The 20,478-nt window shown below is 63.7% G+C and carries 18 protein-coding genes; 10 read left to right on the forward strand and 8 right to left on the reverse strand.

Annotation, left to right across the window (positions count from 1 at the left end):
• Positions 1–97: 97 nt before the first annotated feature.
• The 4 genes from ACF8O8_RS26415 to ACF8O8_RS26430 form a co-directional block, all read right to left on the reverse strand.
• Positions 98–1,030, reverse strand: a complete 933-nt coding sequence (locus ACF8O8_RS26415) for a D-2-hydroxyacid dehydrogenase (RefSeq protein ID WP_392510773.1) — start codon at positions 1,028–1,030, stop codon at positions 98–100.
• Between the two features lie 2 nt (positions 1,031–1,032).
• A complete protein-coding gene (locus ACF8O8_RS26420; protein ID WP_010955258.1) occupies positions 1,033–1,326 on the reverse strand; it encodes a YcgL domain-containing protein in 294 nt (97 codons plus the stop codon).
• Positions 1,323–2,456 (reverse strand): ribonuclease D, encoded by a 1,134-nt coding sequence (gene rnd / locus ACF8O8_RS26425; protein ID WP_010955259.1) that lies wholly within the window; start codon positions 2,454–2,456, stop codon positions 1,323–1,325. Before rnd ends, ACF8O8_RS26420 begins: the two co-directional genes overlap by 4 nt.
• A 177-nt stretch (positions 2,457–2,633) precedes the next feature.
• Positions 2,634–4,271 carry a phosphoethanolamine transferase gene (locus ACF8O8_RS26430; protein ID WP_392510774.1) on the reverse strand — a complete coding sequence of 546 codons (1,638 nt, stop codon included), beginning with the start codon at positions 4,269–4,271 and terminating at the stop codon, positions 2,634–2,636.
• Positions 4,272–4,523: 252 nt separating this feature from the next.
• Between ACF8O8_RS26430 and ACF8O8_RS26435 the strand changes: the two genes are divergently transcribed.
• Complete coding sequence (locus tag ACF8O8_RS26435) at positions 4,524–4,760, forward strand: YdcH family protein (protein WP_392510776.1); 237 nt, start codon at positions 4,524–4,526, stop codon at positions 4,758–4,760.
• 93 nt (positions 4,761–4,853) lie between these two features.
• On the opposite strand, the gene ACF8O8_RS26440 is transcribed toward ACF8O8_RS26435, so the two are convergent.
• Positions 4,854–6,035 (reverse strand): trans-sulfuration enzyme family protein, encoded by a 1,182-nt coding sequence (locus ACF8O8_RS26440; protein WP_392510777.1) that lies wholly within the window; start codon positions 6,033–6,035, stop codon positions 4,854–4,856.
• Positions 6,036–6,127: 92 nt separating this feature from the next.
• Here ACF8O8_RS26440 and ACF8O8_RS26445 point away from each other — a divergent pair, with 92 nt between their 5' ends.
• Positions 6,128–6,589: an Lrp/AsnC family transcriptional regulator gene (locus tag ACF8O8_RS26445; protein ID WP_392510778.1), complete on the forward strand. Its 462-nt coding sequence runs from the start codon at positions 6,128–6,130 to the stop codon at positions 6,587–6,589.
• Positions 6,590–6,698: 109 nt separating this feature from the next.
• Here the strand turns inward: ACF8O8_RS26445 and ACF8O8_RS26450 are convergent, their stop codons facing one another.
• Entirely contained in the window at positions 6,699–9,029 is a 2,331-nt protein-coding gene (locus ACF8O8_RS26450; RefSeq protein ID WP_392510779.1) for an FdhF/YdeP family oxidoreductase, read from the reverse strand.
• A gap of 222 nt (positions 9,030–9,251) precedes the next feature.
• Here ACF8O8_RS26450 and moaA point away from each other — a divergent pair, with 222 nt between their 5' ends.
• Positions 9,252–10,256, forward strand: coding sequence for a GTP 3',8-cyclase MoaA (gene moaA / locus ACF8O8_RS26455; RefSeq protein ID WP_003254695.1), 1,005 nt, complete (start codon positions 9,252–9,254; stop codon positions 10,254–10,256).
• Between the two features lie 20 nt (positions 10,257–10,276).
• Entirely contained in the window at positions 10,277–11,176 is a 900-nt protein-coding gene (locus tag ACF8O8_RS26460) for a bestrophin family protein (RefSeq protein WP_392510781.1), read from the forward strand.
• Positions 11,177–11,222: 46 nt separating this feature from the next.
• Here ACF8O8_RS26460 and moaB read toward each other — a convergent pair whose 3' ends face one another.
• Complete coding sequence (moaB, locus tag ACF8O8_RS26465) at positions 11,223–11,741, reverse strand: molybdenum cofactor biosynthesis protein B (RefSeq protein ID WP_003254698.1); 519 nt, start codon at positions 11,739–11,741, stop codon at positions 11,223–11,225.
• A 141-nt stretch (positions 11,742–11,882) separates the two neighbouring features.
• Here moaB and ACF8O8_RS26470 point away from each other — a divergent pair, with 141 nt between their 5' ends.
• Entirely contained in the window at positions 11,883–12,770 is an 888-nt protein-coding gene (locus tag ACF8O8_RS26470) for a LysR family transcriptional regulator (protein ID WP_010955266.1), read from the forward strand.
• Here ACF8O8_RS26470 and ACF8O8_RS26475 read toward each other — a convergent pair.
• A complete protein-coding gene (locus tag ACF8O8_RS26475) occupies positions 12,758–13,540 on the reverse strand; it encodes an AraC family transcriptional regulator (RefSeq protein WP_049588297.1) in 783 nt (260 codons plus the stop codon). The two genes, ACF8O8_RS26470 and ACF8O8_RS26475, sit on opposite strands and share 13 nt — an antisense overlap.
• 377 nt (positions 13,541–13,917) lie before the next feature.
• Between ACF8O8_RS26475 and ACF8O8_RS26480 the strand changes: the two genes are divergently transcribed.
• The 5 genes from ACF8O8_RS26480 (at position 13,918) to ACF8O8_RS26500 (ending at position 20,450) form a co-directional block, all read left to right on the forward strand.
• The gene (locus ACF8O8_RS26480) at positions 13,918–15,531 is read left to right on the forward strand and encodes an APC family permease (protein WP_392510784.1); all 1,614 of its coding nucleotides are present in this window, start codon (positions 13,918–13,920) and stop codon (positions 15,529–15,531) included.
• Between the two features lie 23 nt (positions 15,532–15,554).
• On the forward strand, positions 15,555–16,481 hold the full coding sequence (locus tag ACF8O8_RS26485) for a 4-hydroxyproline epimerase (RefSeq protein ID WP_392510785.1): 927 nt from the start codon (positions 15,555–15,557) through the stop codon (positions 16,479–16,481).
• A 42-nt stretch (positions 16,482–16,523) separates the two neighbouring features.
• On the forward strand, positions 16,524–17,471 hold the full coding sequence (locus ACF8O8_RS26490) for a dihydrodipicolinate synthase family protein (protein WP_010952391.1): 948 nt from the start codon (positions 16,524–16,526) through the stop codon (positions 17,469–17,471).
• A gap of 151 nt (positions 17,472–17,622) precedes the next feature.
• Complete coding sequence (locus tag ACF8O8_RS26495) at positions 17,623–19,200, forward strand: aldehyde dehydrogenase (NADP(+)) (protein ID WP_392510786.1); 1,578 nt, start codon at positions 17,623–17,625, stop codon at positions 19,198–19,200.
• Between the two features lie 2 nt (positions 19,201–19,202).
• Positions 19,203–20,450: an NAD(P)/FAD-dependent oxidoreductase gene (locus ACF8O8_RS26500; protein WP_392510788.1), complete on the forward strand. Its 1,248-nt coding sequence runs from the start codon at positions 19,203–19,205 to the stop codon at positions 20,448–20,450.
• Positions 20,451–20,478: the final 28 nt, after the last annotated feature.

Genomic DNA, 20,478 nt, shown 5'->3' on the forward strand with positions numbered 1-20,478 from the left:
CTGGCCTCTTCGCGGGCAAGCCCGCTCCTACGGGGGGTATCACCACCCTGTGCTGGAGCGGGTTTACCCGCGAAGAGGCCGATACAGGCCACAGCGATCAGTAGCCCCGGGCGAAATCGACTTCACCCCGCAACCCCTGCCCCGCTTCATAAGCCCGCACATTCTCGACAAACAAGCGCACCATCGCTGTCGGCGAGGTGGGCGCCGAGCTGTGCCCGGTCAGCAGCAAGCCCCAGGCGGTCCAGAACGGGTGTTGCTTGGGCAACGGCTCCTGGCGGCACACATCGATCACGGCACCAGCCAGATGGCCCTCTTTCAACGCCTCGACCAGGTCGGCATCGACCACCGCCACACCACGCCCGGCATTGATGAACAAGGCCGAGGGCTGGAAGCATTTGAACAGCGCGGCGTCATACAGGTCATGAGTCGCCGGGGTATCCGGCAGCAGGTTCAGCACGTAGTCGACCTGGCCGACCATGCGCGGCAGGTCGGCCAGCGCCGCCACCTCGACGAACGGGGCCTGTTCACGGGCGCTGCTGGCAACCCCGTACAGCTCCACACCAAACGGCTGCAGGAACTCGGCCACACGCTGACCAATGTCGCCCGCCCCCACAATGAGGACCTTGCGCCCTTCCAGGCTGCGCCCCGGGCGGTCATCCCAGCGCCGCTCGACCTGGCTGACCAGGCGCGACAGCACCTCACGCTCATGGCCTAGCATATAGGTGAGCATGTACTCGGCCATCACCTGACCAAATATGCCAACTGCGCGGCTCAGGCGGTAATCACGCGGCAGGCCGTCGGCCAGCAACGGCGTGATACCGGCCCATGTCGACTGTATCCAGCCCGGCTTGTGGCCTTGGCGCAGCAGACTGGCCAGCAAGTCCGGCTGGCCCAGCCACACCGGGCACTGCGGTGCCTGGCGGGCCAGTTCGGCAGAGTCGCCGCTGGTCACAACGTCCACGTCAGGCGCGGCTACGCGCAAAAGCCCGGCGTATCGAGCATGGTCATGCTCAGCGATCAGTACGCGCATGGTCAGACGGGGTCGTTGCGGCGCAGCAGCTCTTCGGGCAGGTGCTCGATGTACTCATCTTCCAGCGGCGGCATCTGCAGGTGGTAGCCTTGGCTTTCGAGGTTCTCCAGCACCTTGGTGATGTCCTCGCGGGCCAGTTTGCGCTCAGGGGTGAGCACCAGGTCGAAAGCGTGCACGGGGGTGCCGAAGAACGGCAGCAGGCCTTCAGGCACGCGTTCCAGGCCGTCAGCCTTGAGTACGTACAGGTACATTTCGTTCTTGCGTGGGCTCTTGTAGATCGAGCAAATGCGTTTCATCGGGTTTCTCCGGCACCTGCCAGGTTGTCCAGCAGGGCCTGGCCCATGCGCTCACGGCGCCAGCCGCGCAGCGAATCGGGCAGTTGATAAGGGCCATTGGGGTATCCGCTCTTGAGCAGCGCCTCCAGGGCTTTCTTGCGCAGCATCAGCTCGGGTGCAATCCCCAGGCGCTCGCCTTCGGCCTGGCCGATGGCACGCAGCTGCTTGAGAAGGCCAGCAGCCTCGATCGGCAGCGGCTCAGGCAAGGGCGCAGGCCATTGCTCGGCCGGCAGGCTGGCGGCGCGCTTGATCAGCTGGATGAGGAACTCACCGTCCTGACGAATGGTGCGCGGGTGCATCTCGTCGATCTTGGCCAAGGCCGACAGGTTGTTCGGCTGGCTTTTGGCCATGGGCCACAGCGAGTGCTCCTTGAGGATACGATTACGCGGCACATCGCGGTTGCGCGCTTCGCGTTCGCGCCAGGCGCACAGCTCACGTAGCACTGCCAGTTGTTGAGGCGCCAGCTTCCAGGCCAGCTTGACGTCGCGGTACAGGCTTTCGGGCTCGACTTCACGGCGCAACGCAGCCACCAGCTCGGCGCCGTCTTCCAGCACCCAGGCATACTTGTCGTCACTCAGCCGCGGGCGCAGCACGGTGAAAAGCTCGGCCAGGTGCACGGCATCTTCGGCAGCGTAGCTGACCTGGGTTTCCGAGAGCGGGCGTTGCAGCCAGTCGGAACGGGTTTCGCCTTTGGGCAATTCGATGCCCAGCACTTCCTGCACCAGGCGCGAATAGCCCATCGAGAAGCCCAGGTTCAGGTAACCGGCGGCCAGCTGAGTGTCGAACAGCGGCTGAGGCAGCTTGCCGGTCAGGCGCAGCAGCACTTCGAGGTCTTCGCTGCAGGCGTGCAGCACCTTGACCACAGCGCTGTCTTCCAGCAGGTCGGCCAAGGGTTGCCAGTTGCCGATCAGCAGCGGGTCGATCAGGAAGGCGCGTTGGCCGTCGCCGATCTGGATCAGCCCGGCTTTCGGGTAGAAGGTGTCTACCCGCATGAATTCGGTGTCGACGGCGACGAAGGGCAGTTGGTGCCAGTCGCGGCAGTGTTCGGCCAGGCTCTGGTCGTCACGGATCCAGTGAATTTCGATGGCCACAAGGCTCTCCCACTAACATTGGCGCGCAGTATATACGGCGCGGGCACTGCGGGTGAAACTGTCCCGCTTTTCGGGGGCAGTCCACCCTGTGGGAGCGGGCGCGCCCGCGAATGAAGGCAACACGGTGTATGGCCCGGGTTTGCCCGGGTTCGCGGGCGTGCCCGCTCCCACAGGGCTTCAGCGCTTGGCCGCCAGCCAAGGCCGGCAACCGGCAAACATGTCCAGCGACTGCTGGTAGAGCTCGGTATGTACCTGCAACAGGCCAAGCATCGAGTGGAACAGGTTGTCCTGGGACAGCGGGGCATCGCTGAGCCGTGCCAGGCAGTCGGTATCGACGCCGAAGTCCTCCTTGTAGCTGTCGGAGAACCAGGTCAGCAGTGGTATGTGCTTCTGCTGCTCGGGAGCGATGGCGTAGGGCGTGCCGTGCAGGAACAGGTTGTACTCGCCCAGCGACTCGCCGTGGTCGGACAGGTAGATCATCGCGGTATCGACCTTGTCTTGCTTGCTGCGCAGGGTATCGATCAGCGAGGCCAGCACCTTGTCGGTATAGGCCAGGGTGTTGTCGTACCCGTTGATGATTTCCTCCTCGCTGCACTGGTTCAACGCGTTGCTCTGGCACACCGGGGTGAAGCGCTCGCCATCACTGGGGTAGCGCTTGAAGTACTCGGGGCCGTGGCTGCCCATCTGGTGCAGCACCAGCACGGTGTCCTTGTCGAGGTTGTCGATCAACGCGTCCAGGCCTTGCAGCAGGATCTGGTCATGGCATTCGCCATCGGCGCACAGCTGCGGGTCCTTGAGGTTGCTGACGTCGATGAACTGCACGCGATCGCAGGTGCCTTTGCAGCCCGACTGGTTGTCACGCCACTGCACGGCCAGGCCGGCACGCTGCAGGATGTCCAGCAGCCCTTCGCGGTTCTTCGCTACGCGGGCATCGTAGTCCTTGCGCTTCATGCCCGAGAACATGCAAGGTACCGAAACCGCCGTTTCCGTACCGCACGAGTGCACGTCGGAAAACGCCAGCAGGCCCTGCTCCCTGGCGAGATTGGGCGTGGTATCGCGGTCATAGCCCAACACGCCGAAATGGTCTGCCCGGGCACTTTCCCCGACCACCAGCACGGTCAGCGACTTGCGCTCATGTTTTAGCCAGGCCGCATCACGCTTGGCATCTTCGCCATAATGCTGGAACGGGCGCGAGGCCGTACCGACACGTTCGTCGACATAACCAATGGAGGCCCCGACGATATTGCTGGGGGTGAGCATCAGACGCAGTTCATGGTGATTGCGAAACAGCGACGACAGCCCTTGATAATTGACCAACGCGACCGAGCCGATGGTCACCACACAGGCACCACTGACCACCAACTTGCCCAGCAGCTCGCGGTGCCACGGGCGGTAGGCGATCTGCGCCTTCCACAGCAGCACCGATGGCAGCACACCCAGCAGCAGGATATACGCGGCAAACTTGAACGACATCAAGTCGCGCACCTCCGCAATATTGGTCTCGGCCATATTACGGAACATGCCGGCGTCAATAAGTACGCCGTACTGGTTCATGAAGTAAGCCACGCCCGCGCCACTCATGAACAACACGATAAGTACCGGCTTCAATACATACCGGAAGGCAAGTAACGTGAGGACAAGATTGAAGGCGAAAAGCATCAGCACAGCAAACGCCAGACTCAGCCACAACCCCGACAGGCCGGCAGGAACCGCCGCTTGCAGATGCTCCCAGAGGAACATGTTGAAGCCGATCAGCAGGTAAAGACTGGCCAGCAGCGTGACCCATTCAGTCCGCAGGGATTTGAAGTTGAGCATTAGCGTTCGCAATCAAGAGTTATTATCACCCCCAGGCCAAATGGCACTGTGGGAAAGTTGGGCGAACTCTAGAAAGCAGGTCATCAATTTTTTGTGAAAAAGTCGGTAACAATTTCGTGAGGGCGCGTCTTTTACCAATTATCTCAAAACCATTCAGCTGCCATTCAGCCTGAACCGCCGTCACAAGCCTGCGCAAAGACAGCTATCCTCAATGGTCAGGACCTTACCGACAACCCTGACAGAGGTGAAGAAATGCCAGTTCCGCACGATCTGCTCGCTGACCTGCACGTTACCGCTGATGCATTCCAGGCACTCATAGAGAAGGATCAGGACCTGCACAAACTGCACAAGGAGTACAACGCCAAGGACAAGGAGGTGGTAGCCGCCGAAGGCAACGGCACCAACGACGAGGCCGTCAACCGCCTGCGCAAGGAAAGGTTGCTGATCAAGGACAAGATCGAACGGATCATTCATCCGCCCAAACCCTGACAGGCATCTATTGAATCCACCGGCCTCTTCGCGGGCAAGCCCGCTCCTACACCGTCGTAGGAGCGGGTTTACCCGCGAAAGGGCCTGCGGCCCTCACACAGCAACCAGCGCTTTCAACGCCCCATCCAGGTCCTCGACCAGGTCACGGTAATCCTCGATACCTACCGACAACCGCAGCAGGTTCTCGCTGATCCCCATCACCCCTTTCTGCTCTGGGCTCAGCGAGCAGTGCGACATGCTCCAGGAGTGGTTGATCATGCTCTCCACCCCGCCCAGCGAGTCGGCCAGCACAAAAATCTGCAGCGCCTCCACCAGGCGGTTGAGCGCGGCGCGGTCGCCTTTCACTTTCATCGCCACCACCGCCCCGCCACTGCGCATCTGGCGTTTGCACAGTTCATGCTGCGGGTGGCTTTCCAGCCCCGGGTAATACACCTGCTCGACCTGCGCGTGACCTTCCAGGAAGCGCGCCACCTGCAGGGCATTGGCGCACTGGCGCTCCATGCGCACATCCAGGGTCTTCAGACCGCGCAGGGCCAGGTAGCAGTCGAACGGCCCCTGCACCGCACCAATCGCCATGCTGATACGGCGCAGGCGTGCCAGCAACGCATCGTTGGCCGCCACCACCACACCGCCGGTGAGGTCGGAGTGGCCACCGATGTACTTGCTGGCCGAGTGCATCACCAAGTCCACGCCCAGGGTGATCGGGCGCTGGTTCCACGGCGAGCAGAAGGTGTTGTCGATGCAGGTGAGGATGCCCTTGGCCTTGGCCAGGTCGCACACCGCCTTGATGTCGACCAGGTGCAGCAACGGGTTGGTTGGCGACTCGATCCAGATCAGCTGGGTTTCCGGCTTGATCGCAGCCGCTACGGCTTCAATGTCGTTGAGATCGACATAGGTGGTGGTCAGCCCGGAGGTGCGGCTGCGGTAATCTTCCATGATGCGGAACGTGCCACCGTACACGCCGTTCATCACCACCACGTGGGCATCCTTGGGCAGCAGCTCAAGCACGGTTGCGGTGGCATTGACCCCCGAGGCGCAGGCCACAGCGCCCACGCCTTCTTCCAAGGCAGCGACACAGGTTTCGTAGGCATGCCGGGTGGGGTTGCCGACGCGGCTGTAGGAATATTCCGGCTTATCGTCCAGGCTGCGCTTGGTGAACGAAGTGGCGGTGACGATGGCCGGAAAAATGGCGTTATCGGCAACGCTGAACTGCTCGCCGGCGTGAATGGTACGGGTGGCGAAATTGCGCGGCTTGTCGGACATGGTCAGGCCCATTGGCAGAATGAAAGCTGCAACTATCGCACAACCCAAATCATCTGGCCTTGGGGTAATCTGTGAAATATTTTTCTGCACGGCCAGCGCGCGATATGGACAGTTTCGACCAGCACATTCTTACCCTGCTACAGCGTGATGCCTCGATCTCGCTGAAGGACCTGGCCGAGGCCGTCAACCTGTCCACCACACCGTGCTGGAAGCGGGTCAAGCGCCTGGAAGAATACGGCTACATCCTCGGCCGCGTCGCCCTGCTGGACCCCGAACGGCTGGGGTTGGGGCTCACCGTGTTCGTCCAGCTCAAGACCCAACGCCACGACAGCGCCTGGCTGGAGCAGTTTGCTGCGACCGTGACCGGGTTCGAGGAAGTGATGGAGTGCTACCGCATGTCCGGGGACTGGGACTACATGCTGCGGGTGGTGGTGGGTGATATTGCGGCGTATGACCGGTTCTACAAAAAGCTGATTACCCGTACCGAAGGGCTATCGAACATCACCTCCAGTTTTGCCATGGAGCAGATGAAGTACACCACGGCTTACCCGGTGCATCGCGCCTGACCGGTGCTGGATTCTTCGCGGGCAACCTCACAGGATCACCTCAACCTCAAGCGCTGTGGGGTCCCGTAGGAGCGGGTTCACCCGCGAAGAGGCCGGTACAGCCCCCCCATCAATCCGAGGCCAGCACCGCCGCAATGCGGTTCCCCGCCTTGGCCTTTTCGACCTTGATCGCCACGAATTTCGAGGTCGGGGTATAGGTCCCCTCACCATAACTTTCCAGCGGTACCAACGGGTTGGTTTCCGGGTAATACGCCGCCGCCTGCCCCTCGGGCACGTCATACGCCACCAGGCGGAACCCCGACACCCGCCGCTCCACGCCATCCTCCCACAACGACACAAGGTCCACCTGCTCACCCGGTTCGAAGCCCAGGCGACGGATGTCCGCCTCATTGACGAACACCACCTCACGCAGGCCGAACACCCCACGGTAACGGTCGTCCAGGCCATACAGGGTGGTGTTGTACTGGTCGTGCGAACGCAGGGTCTGCAAAATCAGGTCGGGCTTGTCACCACGGGCCAGTACCTTGGCGTTCACCAGTTCCTCGGGCAGCGCGTGGGGCATGAAGCGGGCCTTGCCCGTGGCCGTGCGGAAGTTGCGATCGGCGGCATTGTTGCCAAGGTGGAACCCGCCGGGGCTGTTCAAACGTTCATTGAAACCGGTAAAGCCCGGAATCACGTCAGCGATCATGTCGCGAATGCGGTTGTAATCGGCCACCGCATGCTCCCAGTCGATCGGCTGGTTGCCCAGCGTGGCCTTGGCCATACCGGCAATGATCCAAGGTTCCGAGCGCATATGCGGCGAGCGCGGGCGCAACTGGCCGTGGGAGATGTGCACCATGCTGAAGGTGTCCTCCACGGTCACGCCTTGCGGCCCTTCGGCCTGCAGGTCGATTTCGGTACGGCCCAGGCACGGCAGGATCAGCGCATCGCGGCCGGTGACCAGGTGCGAGCGGTTGAGCTTGGTGGAAATCTGCACGGTCAACGCGCAGTTCTGCAGCGCCGCGTGGGTGCGCGCGGTGTCCGGGGTGGCTTGGGCAAAGTTGCCGCCCAGGCCGATGAACACCTTGGCCCGCCCCTCTTCCATAGCCTTGATGGCCAACACCGCGTTGTGCCCATGGGTACGCGGCACACTGAACTGGAAGCGTTGTTCGATGGCATCGAGTAGCGCCGCCGACGGCTTCTCGTCAATGCCCATGGTACGGTCACCCTGCACGTTGCTGTGGCCACGCACCGGCGACAGGCCTGCGCCGGGTTTGCCGACGTTGCCACGCAGCAGCTGCAGGTTGACGATTTCCTGCACGGTCGGCACCGAATGGCGGTGCTGGGTGACGCCCATGGCCCAGCACATGATGACCCGCTCGGCCTTGCGGTACATGCGGGCGGCCAGCTCGATCTCGGCCAGGGTCAAGCCCGACTGTTTGACGATGTGCTCCCAGGACGTGGCGTCCACCGCCGCCAGGTAATCGTCGACGCCGCTGGTGTGCTCGGCGATGAAGGCATGGTCGAACACCGCCGGCTTGCCCTTGGCCTGCGCCTCGCGCTCCCATTGCAACAAGTACTTGGCAATACCGCGCATTGCCGCCATGTCCCCACCCAAGGCCGGGCGGAAGTAGGCGCTGGAGGTCGGCTCGGAGCCGTTGCTGAGCATTTCGAACGGGTGCTGCGGGTGCTGGAAGCGCTCAAGGCCACGCTCTTTCAGCGGGTTGAAGCAGACGACCTGGGCGCCACGCTTGACCGCTTCGCGCAGGGGTTCGAGCATGCGCGGGTGGTTGGTGCCGGGGTTCTGCCCGATGACGAATATCGCGTCGGCCAGCTCCAGATCGTGGAACACCACGGTGCCCTTGCCCACCCCGAGGGTTTCCGACATGCCCGCGCCGCTGGCTTCGTGGCACATGTTCGAGCAATCCGGGAAGTTGTTGGTGCCGTAGGCACGCACGAACAGCTGGTAAAGGAACGCCGCTTCGTTGCTGGCCCGGCCCGAGGTGTAGAATTCGGCTTCATCCGGCGACTGCAGCGCACGCAGGTGCCTGGCGACCAGCTCGAAGGCCTCCTGCCAGGTGGTTTCGACATAGTGGTCGGTGGCGGCGTCGTAGCGCATCGGGTGGGTGAGGCGGCCCTGGTATTCAAGCCAGTAGTCGGTCTGCTCCTTCAGCGCGCTGACGCTGTATTTGGCGAAGAAAGCCGGGTCGACCGAGCGGCCGGTGGCTTCCCAGTTGACCGCCTTGGCGCCGTTTTCGCAGAACTTGACCATGTCGCTTTCCGGCGACTCGCCCCAGGCACAGCCGGGGCAGTCGAAACCGCCGTTCTGGTTGGTCTTGAGCATGGCCCGCAGGTTCTTGAAGGCGTTGTCGCTGCCCAGCCAGCTCTTGGTCACGCTTTTGAGCGCCCCCCAGCCGGCAGCGGCGCCCTTGTAGTCCCTGATGTGTTCGTCCTGGCTCATGCGATGAATCCTCACGCTTCGATGCTTTTTTCCAGCCTATGGAGCGTGGGAAGGGGCGTCCAATCGAAAGATCTTACGGCGTGATAAGCGGTTTCGATCATGGCTGCCAGAGGCTGTCCAAGGCGATAGAGGCCATCGATCAACCGGTCAGGCAAAGCAATTTGACGGCCTTGCGGCCAGGTTATAGCTTGGAGTCATGTCCCAACCCATTCGAGTGCGAACGTGGAACAGAACAGCCGGGCCCTGATCGACGGCTTCAACCGGAAAATCGATTACCTGCGGATGTCGGTCACCGACCGCTGTGACTTCCGTTGCGTGTACTGCATGGCCGAAGACATGCAGTTTCTGCCGCGCCAGCAAATCCTCAGCCTCGAAGAACTGTTCCAGGTGGCCGAACGCTTCGTCGCGCTGGGCACCCGAAAGATCCGCCTGACGGGTGGCGAGCCACTGGTACGCCAGGGCATCGTCGACCTGTGCGGGCGCATCGCCGCCCTGCCCGGCCTGCGCGAGCTGTGCCTGACCAGCAACGGCTCGCAACTCGGGCGCCTGGCTCAGCCGCTGTTCGACGCCGGGGTGACACGCCTGAACATCAGCCTGGATAGCCTGGATGCCGACCGTTTCAAGCAGCTGACCCGCACCGGCGACCTAGCCCAGGTAATCGCCGGCATCGACGCCGCACGCCAGGCCGGTTTCAAACGCACCAAGCTCAACTGCGTGGTACTCAAAGGCCGCAACGACCATGAACTGGTCGATCTGGTGCGCTTTGCCATCGAACGCGAGCTGGACATCACCTTCATCGAGGAAATGCCGCTGGGGGTGATAAGCGAGCATGAACGTGGCGAATCGTTCTGCTCCAGCGATGAAGTACGGGCACGCCTGGCCGAGCAGTTCACGCTGGTCGAATCGACCGAGTCGTCCATGGGGCCGGCCCGCTACTGGCGCCTGGCCGAAGCCGCGAACACCCGGGTCGGCTTCATTTCCCCACACAGCCACAACTTCTGCGCCACCTGCAACCGCGTGCGCCTCACCGTCGAAGGCCGCCTGCTGCTGTGCCTGGGCAACGAACACTCGGTAGACCTCAAGCACGTGCTGCGCGCCCACCCGGGCAACCCCGAACGCCTGGAAAAGGCCATTCGCGACTCGCTGCACCTCAAGCCCTATCGCCATCATTTCGAAGTCGGTGGCGATGTGCAGATCCTGCGCTTCATGAACATGACCGGCGGCTGAGCAGCCGTCTCTGGACTTCCATGATCGTCCCACCCTCCACCGATGTGTTGCGCGTGCTGTTCACCCTCAAGGGGTCGATCGTCAAACGCATTGCCCTGCGTTGCCTGATGGTGACACTGCTGGCCGCGCTGATCGTGCTGGTCGAGCGGCATTACCCGGCGTATTTCTACCCGGTCAGCGCCACGCCGTTCACCTTGCTGGGCCTGTCGCTGTCGATCTTCATGAGCTTTCGCAACAACGCGTGCTATGACCGTTGGTGGGAGGGGCGCAAGGCCTGGGGCAAACTGATTATCGAAACCCGCTCGTTCGTGCGGGAAAGCGTGGTGATTACCGACGAAACACTGCGCACCGAACTGCTGCGCAACCTGTGTGGTTTCGCCCATGCACTCAATGCCCGGCTGCGTAACGAGGACGAACGGGCAGCTGCCAGGCCGTGGCTGGCCCGGGCCGATGCGATCAGCCCGCACAATGTGTGCGACGGCATCCTGCGTGAAATCGGCGAACACTGTTCACGGTTGGCCGCACAGCAACAGATCAGCGAATGGCGCTACAACCTGCTGGAGCAGCGCCTGGTGGGCCTGACCGAAGTGCAGGCCACCTGTGAGCGGATCAAGGGCACTCCCTTGCCGTTCCCCTACACGCTGCTGCTGCACCGTACCATCTATATTTTCTGCCTGCTGCTGCCGTTTGCCCTGGCCGAGCCACTGGGCTGGCTGGCACCGCTGTTCACCACCATCGTGGGGTACACGTTCTTCGGGCTGGATGCGATCGGCAACGAGCTGGAAGACCCGTTCGGGCGCGATGAGAACGACCTGCCGACCGATGCCATGGTGCGGACTGTGGAGCGCGATGTGCTGGCCGGATTGGGGGAACAGCAGCTGCCTCCCGCCTTGTTGCCGGTGGGGTATGTGTTGAGCTGACGGTGGGTGGTAGCCTGTTCTGGCCTCTTCGCGGGTAAACCCGCTCCTACATCGGCAACAGGTGTTTGACGAAGTTGCATGGCCGGTGCCGTGCATCCAGCTGCTCGGCCAGAATGCCTTCCCAGGCGGTGCGGCAGGCTCCGGTCGAGCCCGGCAGGCAACATACCAACGTGCGGTTGGACAACCCGGCCAACGCCCGGCTCTGCACGGTCGAGCTGCCAATATCGAGAATCGACAATGCCCGGAACAACTCGCCGAACCCATCGATACGCTTGTCCAGCAGGCACTCGACCGCTTCGGGTGTGCTGTCGCGCCCGGTAAAGCCGGTACCTCCGGTGATCAGCACCACCTGCACCTGTTCATCGGCAATCCAGCTGGCCACCTGAGCGCGGATCTTGTACAGGTCGTCCTTGAGCAGCGCTCGTGCCACCAGCCGGTGACCGACCTCGACCGAGCGGTTGGCCAGCAGCGCGCCGGAAGTATCGTTGTCGTAGGTACGGGTGTCGCTGACAGTCAGCACGGCGATGTTCAGCGGTACGAAGACCGCATCAAGTTGGACGCGCACGGTGAAGCTCCTTGAAGGGCATTTTCACCACGCTAGAGGCATACCCCCAGAGGCGTCCAATCGATATGACGTACCGGCCGATCAATGACATCTATCGCAGACGTGGGTTAAGGTCTGCATAACCAGACGCCAGGCACTTCCATGGACATCAAGCAGCTCAAGTTCCTCATCGCCCTCGACCAGACCCGCCACTTCGGCCAGGCGGCGGCGCTGTGCCATATCACCCAGCCGACGCTGTCCATGCGCCTGCGCAACCTGGAAGACGAACTGGACCTGGTGCTGGTCAAGCGGGGCCAGCGCTTCGAAGGTTTCACCGAGGCCGGCGAGCGCATCCTGGCCTGGGCCCGTACCCTGCTCGCCGCCCATGACGGCCTGCAGGCCGAGGCTGCCAGTTGCCGTGGCCAGGTGGTCGGCAGCCTGCGCCTGGGCACGGTGCCGCTGGCCAGTTTCAACCCCATGCACCTGCTGCTGCCCCTGCGCGAAAAATACCCCGAACTGCACTTTCAGCTCAGCTCGCTGAGCTCGGAACAGGTCATCGACGGCCTCAGCCGCAACCAGCTCGACCTGGGTATCTGCTACCTGGACCAGGTCAACACCAGCTTTTTCGAAGTGATCGAACTGGGCACCACCACCATGGGCCTGCTGCACGATACGCGGCACTTCCAGTTCACCAGCGACCGGCTGCGCTGGGACGAGCTCGGCGATATTCCGCTGGGGCTGCTGAGCAAAGGCATGCACTACCGCCAGTCGCTGGACCTGAGCTTCCGCAGCCGTGGTCTGGAGCCCAATGCGGTGCTTGAGAGCGACTCGAGCTTCCAGCTTATCCAGGCCATCAACACCGGCATATGCTGCGCGATCATGCCACTGGACTGCGGCCTGGAAGACCTCAGCGAGCACCTGCGCATCGTACCGGTGGCAGACGCCGCCATCCACAGCCCGGTCGGGCTGCTGCTGCGCCGCAGCGAGCCGCGCTCGGCGATTGCCGAGCAATGCTTTGCCGAGGCGCGGGGGCTGTTTCAGGCCAGCTGATCGGCGGTAGCCTGGCGGTACTGGCGCGGCGTAAAGCCGGTCAGCTGCTTGAACTGGCGGCTGAAGGCGCTGTGGTCGGTGTAGCCGCAGCGCATCGCCACTTCAGTGATCGGCAGCTCCGAATGCAGCAGGCGATGGGCATGCTCCAGGCGCGCCTTGTGGATCATCTGCCGGGGCGTGAGGTGGAACACCCGCTTGCAATAGCGCTCCAGCTGGGCCACGGAAATACCGGCAATGCGGGTCAGCTCGCTCATGCTGATCGGCTGGTGAAAATGCTGGCGAATGTGCTCGTCCACTGCGGCCAGGCGCTGGTAGGCGGGGTGGCTGTCAGCGGCTGACTGCAAGTCGACCGAGATGCCGACCAGGCCGATGATTTCGCCGGCAGGGTTGTACAGCGGGCGCTTGTGGGTCAGGCACCAGCCGGGCTCACGGCTGCCGTAGAGGTGCAGCTCCAACTGGTCCTCCAGCACCAGGCCTTCCTTGAGAACACGTCGATCCTGCTCGGTATAGCCGGGGCCAAACTGTGCCGGAAACACTTCGGCGCTGGTCTTGCCCAGCAGCGGTTGCAGGCGCTTGAGGCCACAGCGCTGGACCAGTGTGTTGTTGGCCAACGCATAGCGGGCGGCAGAATCCTTGATGAAGATTGCGGCGTTGGGGATGGCGTCGAGCATCGGCAGCAACAGCGATACGCCGGCGAGCAGGGCCTCGAGGGTGGCGGGGCGGTGCTGGTCGAGGGACTGGTAGAGGGTTGCCAGGGGGGTGTCGGTCATCTGTCGGTTCTCTGCTGGCTGGGCCGGCCTCTTCGCGGGTGAACCCGCTCCTACAGGGCCCCCACAGATTTCGAATTCTGCGCCGTACCTGTAGGAGCGGGTTCACCCGCGAAAGGGCCGGCACTAGCACTGCATCTCTCAAACCCTTATCCGGTATGGCTTTGAGCCTATCCCCACGCTTTGCGGCTTACCACTGTTTTTCTGCAACTGTGCCGATTTCGTCATCCCCCTTGCAGAAAACCATCAAGAACCGCCGCCCTGATCGGTCCACTCTATGCCCCACGCAAGCCGCCCAAGTCCTACAAGAGCGCGGCCCAAAAAGCCGCATCTCGTGACATCAGACCTGCCTATCCAATAACCAACAAAAAGGCGAACCCATGTCAGGCAAATTCAAAAAACAGTTATCACTGCTGGACCTCACCTTCATCGGCCTAGGCGCCATCTTCGGCTCCGGCTGGCTGTTCGCCGCCAGCCACGTGTCGGCCATCGCCGGCCCGGCCGGCATCCTCTCCTGGTTTCTCGGCGGGTTCGCCGTACTGCTGCTAGGCATCGTCTACTGCGAGCTGGGCGCCGCCCTGCCACGTGCCGGCGGCGTGGTGCGCTACCCGGTGTACTCGCACGGTCCACTGTTGGGCTACCTGATGGGCTTCATCACCCTGATCGCCTTTTCCAGCCTGATCGCCATCGAAGTGGTCGCCTCACGCCAATACGCCGCCGCCTGGTTCCCTGGGCTGACCAAGGCCGGCTCCAGCGACCCAACCGTGCTCGGCTGGCTGGTGCAGTTCGCCCTGCTGGGGCTGTTCTTCTTCCTCAACTACCGCAGCGTGAAAACCTTCGCCAAGGCCAACAACCTGGTCAGCGTGTTCAAGTTCATCGTGCCGCTGCTGGTGATCGGCGTACTGTTCACCTTCTTCAAACCGGAAAACTTCGAGGTCCAGGGCTTTGCCCCGTTCGGCCTGTCCGGGGTGGAAATGGCGGTATCCGCCGGTGGCATCATCTTCGCCTACCTGGGACTGACGCCGATCATTTCGGTGGCCAGCGAGGTCAAGAACCCGCAGCGCACCATCCCGATTGCGCTGATTCTTTCGGTGTTGCTGTCCACCGCGATCTACGCCTTGCTGCAACTGGCCTTCCTTGGCAGCGTGCCGACCGAAATGTTGGCCAACGGCTGGGCCAGCGTGACCAAGGAACTGGCCCTGCCCTACCGTGACATCGCCCTGGCGCTGGGTGTGGGCTGGCTGGCCTACCTGGTGGTGGCCGACGCAGTGATCTCGCCAAGCGGCTGCGGCAACATCTACATGAACGCCACCCCGCGCGTGATCTATGGCTGGGCGCAGACCGGCACCTTCTTCAAGTACTTCACCCGCATCGATGCAGAGTCCGGCATCCCGCGCCCGGCCCTGTGGCTGACATTTGGCCTGTCGGTGTTCTGGACCCTGCCGTTCCCGTCGTGGGAAGCGCTGATCAACGTGGTGTCCGCCGCCCTGGTGCTGAGCTACGCCGTGGCCCCGGTGAGCGTCGCCGCCCTGCGCCGCAATGCACCACACATGCCGCGCCCGTTCCGGGTCAAGGGCATGGCCGTACTCGGCCCGCTGTCGTTCATCATCGCCGCGCTGATCGTGTACTGGTCGGGCTGGAACACCGTGTCGTGGCTGCTGGCCCTGCAGATCGTGATGTTCGTGCTGTACCTGCTGTGCAGCCGTTTCGTACCCACCCAGCACCTTTCACTGGCCCAGCAAGTTCGCTCGTCGGCATGGCTGATCGGGTTCTATGCGCTGACCATCCTGCTGTCGTGGCTGGGCAGCTTCGGCGGCTTGGGCGTCATCGGCCACCCATTCGACACCGTGGTCGTGGCGGCCTGCGCGCTGGGCATCTACTACTGGGGCGCGGCCACTGGCGTGCCTGCCCACCTGGTGCGCCTGGAAGGCGAGGACGAAAGCGAAGCCTGCGCTGAAACCACTACCGGCCGCCCTGCTGCCGTCGCTTCCTGATCTTTTACGCAAGGGACAAGCCCATGAAACAGATTCACGTCATCGACTCCCACACTGGCGGCGAACCGACCCGCCTGGTGATGAAGGGCTTTCCGCAACTGCACGGCCGAAGCATGGCCCAACAGCGTGACGAACTGCGCGAGCTGCACGACCGGTGGCGCCGCGCCTGCCTGCTGGAGCCACGCGGCAACGATGTGCTGGTTGGCGCACTGTACTGCCCGCCAGTGTCGGCCGACGCCACCTGCGGGGTGATCTTCTTCAACAACGCCGGTTACCTGAACATGTGCGGCCACGGCACCATCGGCCTGGTCGCCTCGTTGCAGTACCTGGGCCTGATCGCACCGGGTGTGCACAAGATCGACACCCCGGTCGGCCAGGTCAGCGCCACCCTGCACGAAGATGGCGCCATCACTGTCGCCAACGTGCCCTCCTACCGCTACCGCCAGCATGTGGCGGTGGACGTGCCCGGTCATGGCGTGGTGCGCGGCGACATCGCCTGGGGCGGCAACTGGTTTTTCCTTGTGTCCGAACACGGCCAGCGCATCGAGCTGGATAACCGCGAGGCGCTGACCGAGTACACCTGGGCCATGCTCAAGGCCCTGGAAACCCAGGGCGTCACCGGCGAAAACGGCGCGCCCATCGACCACATCGAGCTGTTCGCCGACGACCCCAACGCCGATAGCCGCAACTTCGTGATGTGCCCCGGCAAGGCCTACGACCGCTCCCCGTGCGGCACAGGCACCAGCGCCAAGCTGGCCTGCCTGGCCGCCGACGGCAAGCTTGCCGAAGGCCAGACCTGGGTGCAGGCCAGCATCACCGGCAGCCAGTTCCATGGCCGCTACGCGCGCGACGGCGAACGCATTCGCCCGTTCATCACCGGCCGCGCCTACATGACCGCCGACAGCACCCTGCTGATCGACGAACAAGACCCTTTCGCCTGGGGCATCTGACCCCGGTCTTTTCCCGACTGAACTTTGCCAGGAGTGACAACAATGAATGACAACATCTTCACCGGCACCATGCCTGCCCTGATGACCCCATGCACCGCCGAGCGCAAGCCGGACTTCGACGCCTTGGTGCGCAAGGGCCGCGAGCTGATCGAGGCCGGCATGAGCGCGGTGGTGTACTGCGGCTCGATGGGTGACTGGCCGCTGCTGACAGAGGCCGAGCGCCAGGAGGGCGTGGCGCGCCTGGTGGCGGCCGGCATCCCGACCATCGTCGGCACGGGCGCAGTGAACACCCGTGAGGCGGTTTCGCATGCTGCACACGCCGCCAAGGTTGGCGCCGCCGGCCTGATGGTCATCCCCCGCGTGCTCAGCCGCGGTGCTTCGCTGATCGCCCAGAAGCACCATTTCTCGGCCATCCTCGCTGCCGCACCGAAACTGCCGGCGGTGATCTACAACAGCCCTTACTACGGCTTTGCCACCCGCGCCGACCTATTCTTCGAACTGCGCAGCCAGTTCCCCAACCTGATCGGCTTCAAGGAGTTTGGCGGTGGCGCCGACTTGCGCTACGCCGCCGAGCACATCACCTCCAAGGATGACGATGTCACCCTGATGGTCGGTGTCGACACCCAGGTGGTGCATGGCTTCGTCAACTGCAACGCCACCGGCGCCATCACCGGCATCGGCAATGCGCTGCCGCGCGAAGTGCTGCAACTGGTGAGCCTGAGCAAACAGGCCGCCAAAGGCGACGCCCGTGCCCGGCGCCTGGCGCGCGAGCTGGAAGCGGCGCTGGCGGTGCTGTCGTCGTTCGATGAAGGCTGCGACCTGGTGTTGTATTACAAGCACTTGATGGTGCTCAACGGCGACACCGAGTACAGCCTGCACTTCAACGAGACCGACGTCCTGACCGACGCTCAGCGCAACTATGCCGAACAGCAGTACGCGCTGTTCCGCAGCTGGTACGCCAGCTGGTCGGCTGAGCAGAACATCGCCTGAGCAGCCACTGCTCTCCCTGTGGGGGCGGGCGTGCCCGCGAATCAGGCGACCCGGTGCATGGCACCGGCTTCGCCGGTGTTCGCGGGTGAACCCGCTCCTACAGGGGTCGTAATCCCCCCATGCATCTGCATTAGATTTCCAAGGAGGCTCCATGACCCTCACAGGCAACCTGCTGATCGGCCAGAAGCCGGTAACCGGCAGCCGCGAGGCCATCCGCGCGATCGACCCGGCCACCGGCCAGGCGCTGGAACCGGCCTACCTCGGCGGCACAGGCGAACACGTGGCCCAGGCCTGCGCGCTGGCCTGGGCGGCATTCGATGCCTACCGCGAAACATCGCTCGAACAACGAGCAGAGTTCCTTGAAGCCATCGCCACACAGATCGAGGCCCTCGGCGATGCCCTGATCGACCGCGCCGTGATCGAAACCGGCCTGCCCAAGGCGCGCATTCAGGGCGAGCGTGGTCGTACCTGCACCCAGCTACGCACCTTTGCCGGTACAGTGCGGGCCGGCGAATGGCTGGACGTGCGGGTCGACAGCGCCCTGCCTGAGCGCCAGCCCCTCCCCCGCGCTGATTTGCGCCAGCGCCAGGTGGCCCTGGGGCCAGTCGCCGTGTTCGGCGCCAGCAATTTCCCGCTGGCCTTCTCGGTGGCCGGTGGTGACACCGCGTCGGCATTGGCCGCTGGCTGCCCCGTGGTGGTCAAGGCCCACAGTGCCCATCCCGGCACCAGTGAGCTGGTCGGCCAGGCAGTGGCGCAAGCGGTGAAGCAGTGCGGCTTACCGGAGGGTGTGTTCTCGCTGCTTTATGGCTCGGGCCGTGAAGTGGGCATTGCCCTGGTCAGCGACCCACGTATCAAGGCCGTTGGTTTCACCGGCTCGCGCAGCGGTGGCATGGCGCTGTGCCAAGCCGCCCAGGCGCGCCCGGAGCCCATCCCGGTGTATGCCGAAATGAGTTCGATCAACCCGGTGTTCCTGTTCGACGCCGCCCTGCAAGCCCGTGCCGAAGCACTGGCACAAGGTTTCGTCGCCTCGCTGACCCAGGGCGCCGGTCAGTTCTGCACCAACCCTGGCCTGGTAATCGCCCGGCAGGGGCCGGCACTGCAGCGGTTCATCACTGCAGCCGCCGGTTACGTGCAGCAGGCCCCCGCCCAAACCATGCTCACCCCCGGCATTTTCAGTGCCTACCAGGCCGGTATCGCAGCCCTGGCAGACCACCCCTGTGCCCAAACCATCGCCAGTGGCCAAACCGATCAGGGCCCCAACCAGTGCCAGGCACAGTTGTTCGTGACCCAGGCCGACGCGTTTCTTGCCGACCCGGCGTTGCAGGCTGAAGTGTTCGGTGCAGCGTCGCTGGTCGTTGCCTGCACCGACGATGAGCAGGTCCGCCAGGTAGCCGAACACCTGGAAGGTCAGCTGACCGCCACCCTGCAACTGGACGAGGCCGACATCGACAGCGCTCGCGCCCTGCTCCCCACCCTTGAGCGCAAGGCCGGGCGCATTCTGGTCAATGGCTGGCCGACCGGCGTCGAGGTGTGCGATGCCATGGTCCACGGCGGGCCGTTCCCGGCCACTTCCGATGCCCGCACCACCTCGGTGGGCACCGCGGCGATCCTGCGTTTCCTGCGCCCGGTTTGCTATCAGGACTTCCCCGATGCGCTGCTGCCGCAGGCATTGAAACACGGCAACCCGCTGCAGCTGCGGCGCCTGCTTGATGGTAAACGGGAAGGCTGAGCATGCTCGAAACCGCTGAAACCGATATTGCCGTGGTCGGCGCAGGCATCGTCGGCGTCGCCTGTGCCTTGCAACTGGCCCGCCAGGGCCGTCGGGTAACCTTGGTCGACCGCCAGGCACCCGGCCTTGGCGCGTCCTTCGGCAATGCCGGGCACCTGGCAACCGAGCAAGTGTTCCCGATTGCCGACCTGTCGATCCTCAAGCGCCTGCCTCGCATGCTGCTCGACCCGATGGGCCCGCTGCGCCTGGACTGGAAATACCTGCCCAAGGCCATGCCGTGGTTCACCCGGCTGCTGCTCAACCTGCGCCCGGCGCCGTTCCAGCGCAGCGTGGCGGGCATCCGCACGCTGAACGAAGGCAGCCTGGGCGCCTGGCAACGGCTGTTGGGCTCGATCGGGCGCAGCGAGTTGTTTCAAGAGGATGGTTCGTTGCTGGTGTTCGAGATGCCTGAGTCACGCCAGGCGTTGGAGGCGTTGCGCACACGCATGCAACAGCAGGCGGTGCCGGTGGACTTCTGGTCGGCCGAAACCGTGCGCGAAGCGGCGCCGCAACTCAGCCCGTCACTGTTGGGCGGGCTGTTCTTCCCGCGCACCGGGCACTTCATCGACCCTTATCGGGTGGTGTGCGAATTGTTCGAAGCGGCCAAGGCCAGTGGGGTGCGCTTTGTCCAGGCGCAGGTCGATGGCGGGCAGTTGCACAGTGCCGGCGTGGGCCTTGCCAGCGACCAGGGCATGCTCAATGCCCGCCAGGTGCTTGTCAGCTGTGGCGCCCATTCTGCAAAACTGACTGCCGCGCTGACAGGCACGCGGGTGCCGCTGGATACCGAACGCGGCTACCACCTGATGTTGCCGGGTGAGCACCAGCGCCTGCCGTTTGCAGTCACCTCGCTTGAGCGCAAATTCATCATGACGCCCATGGCCGAAGGCTTGCGCCTGGCGGGCACAGTGGAGTTTGCCGGGCTGCAGGCACCGCCGAGCATGCAGCGGGCGTGGCAGTTGCACCGGTTGAGCAAGGGCTTGTTCCGGCACGACTTGAGCGCCGAAGGGGCAACGCCGTGGATGGGTTTCAGGCCTTCGTTACCGGACTCATTGCCCGTGATCGACAGGGTGTGCGATGGGCGGGTGCTGTTGGCGTTTGGGCATCAGCACCTGGGGTTGACCCAGGCGGCGGTGACGGCGGAATGGGTGGGGCGGTTGGCTGAGCAGGCTGGTGGGCCTGAGATGGCTGCATACCGACTGGATCGGTTTTAGCCTTTACCGGCCTCTTCGCGGGCAAGCC

The organism is Pseudomonas sp. TYF_14 (assembly GCF_043105275.1).
Classification (GTDB): Bacteria; Pseudomonadota; Gammaproteobacteria; order Pseudomonadales; family Pseudomonadaceae; genus Aquipseudomonas; species Aquipseudomonas alloputida.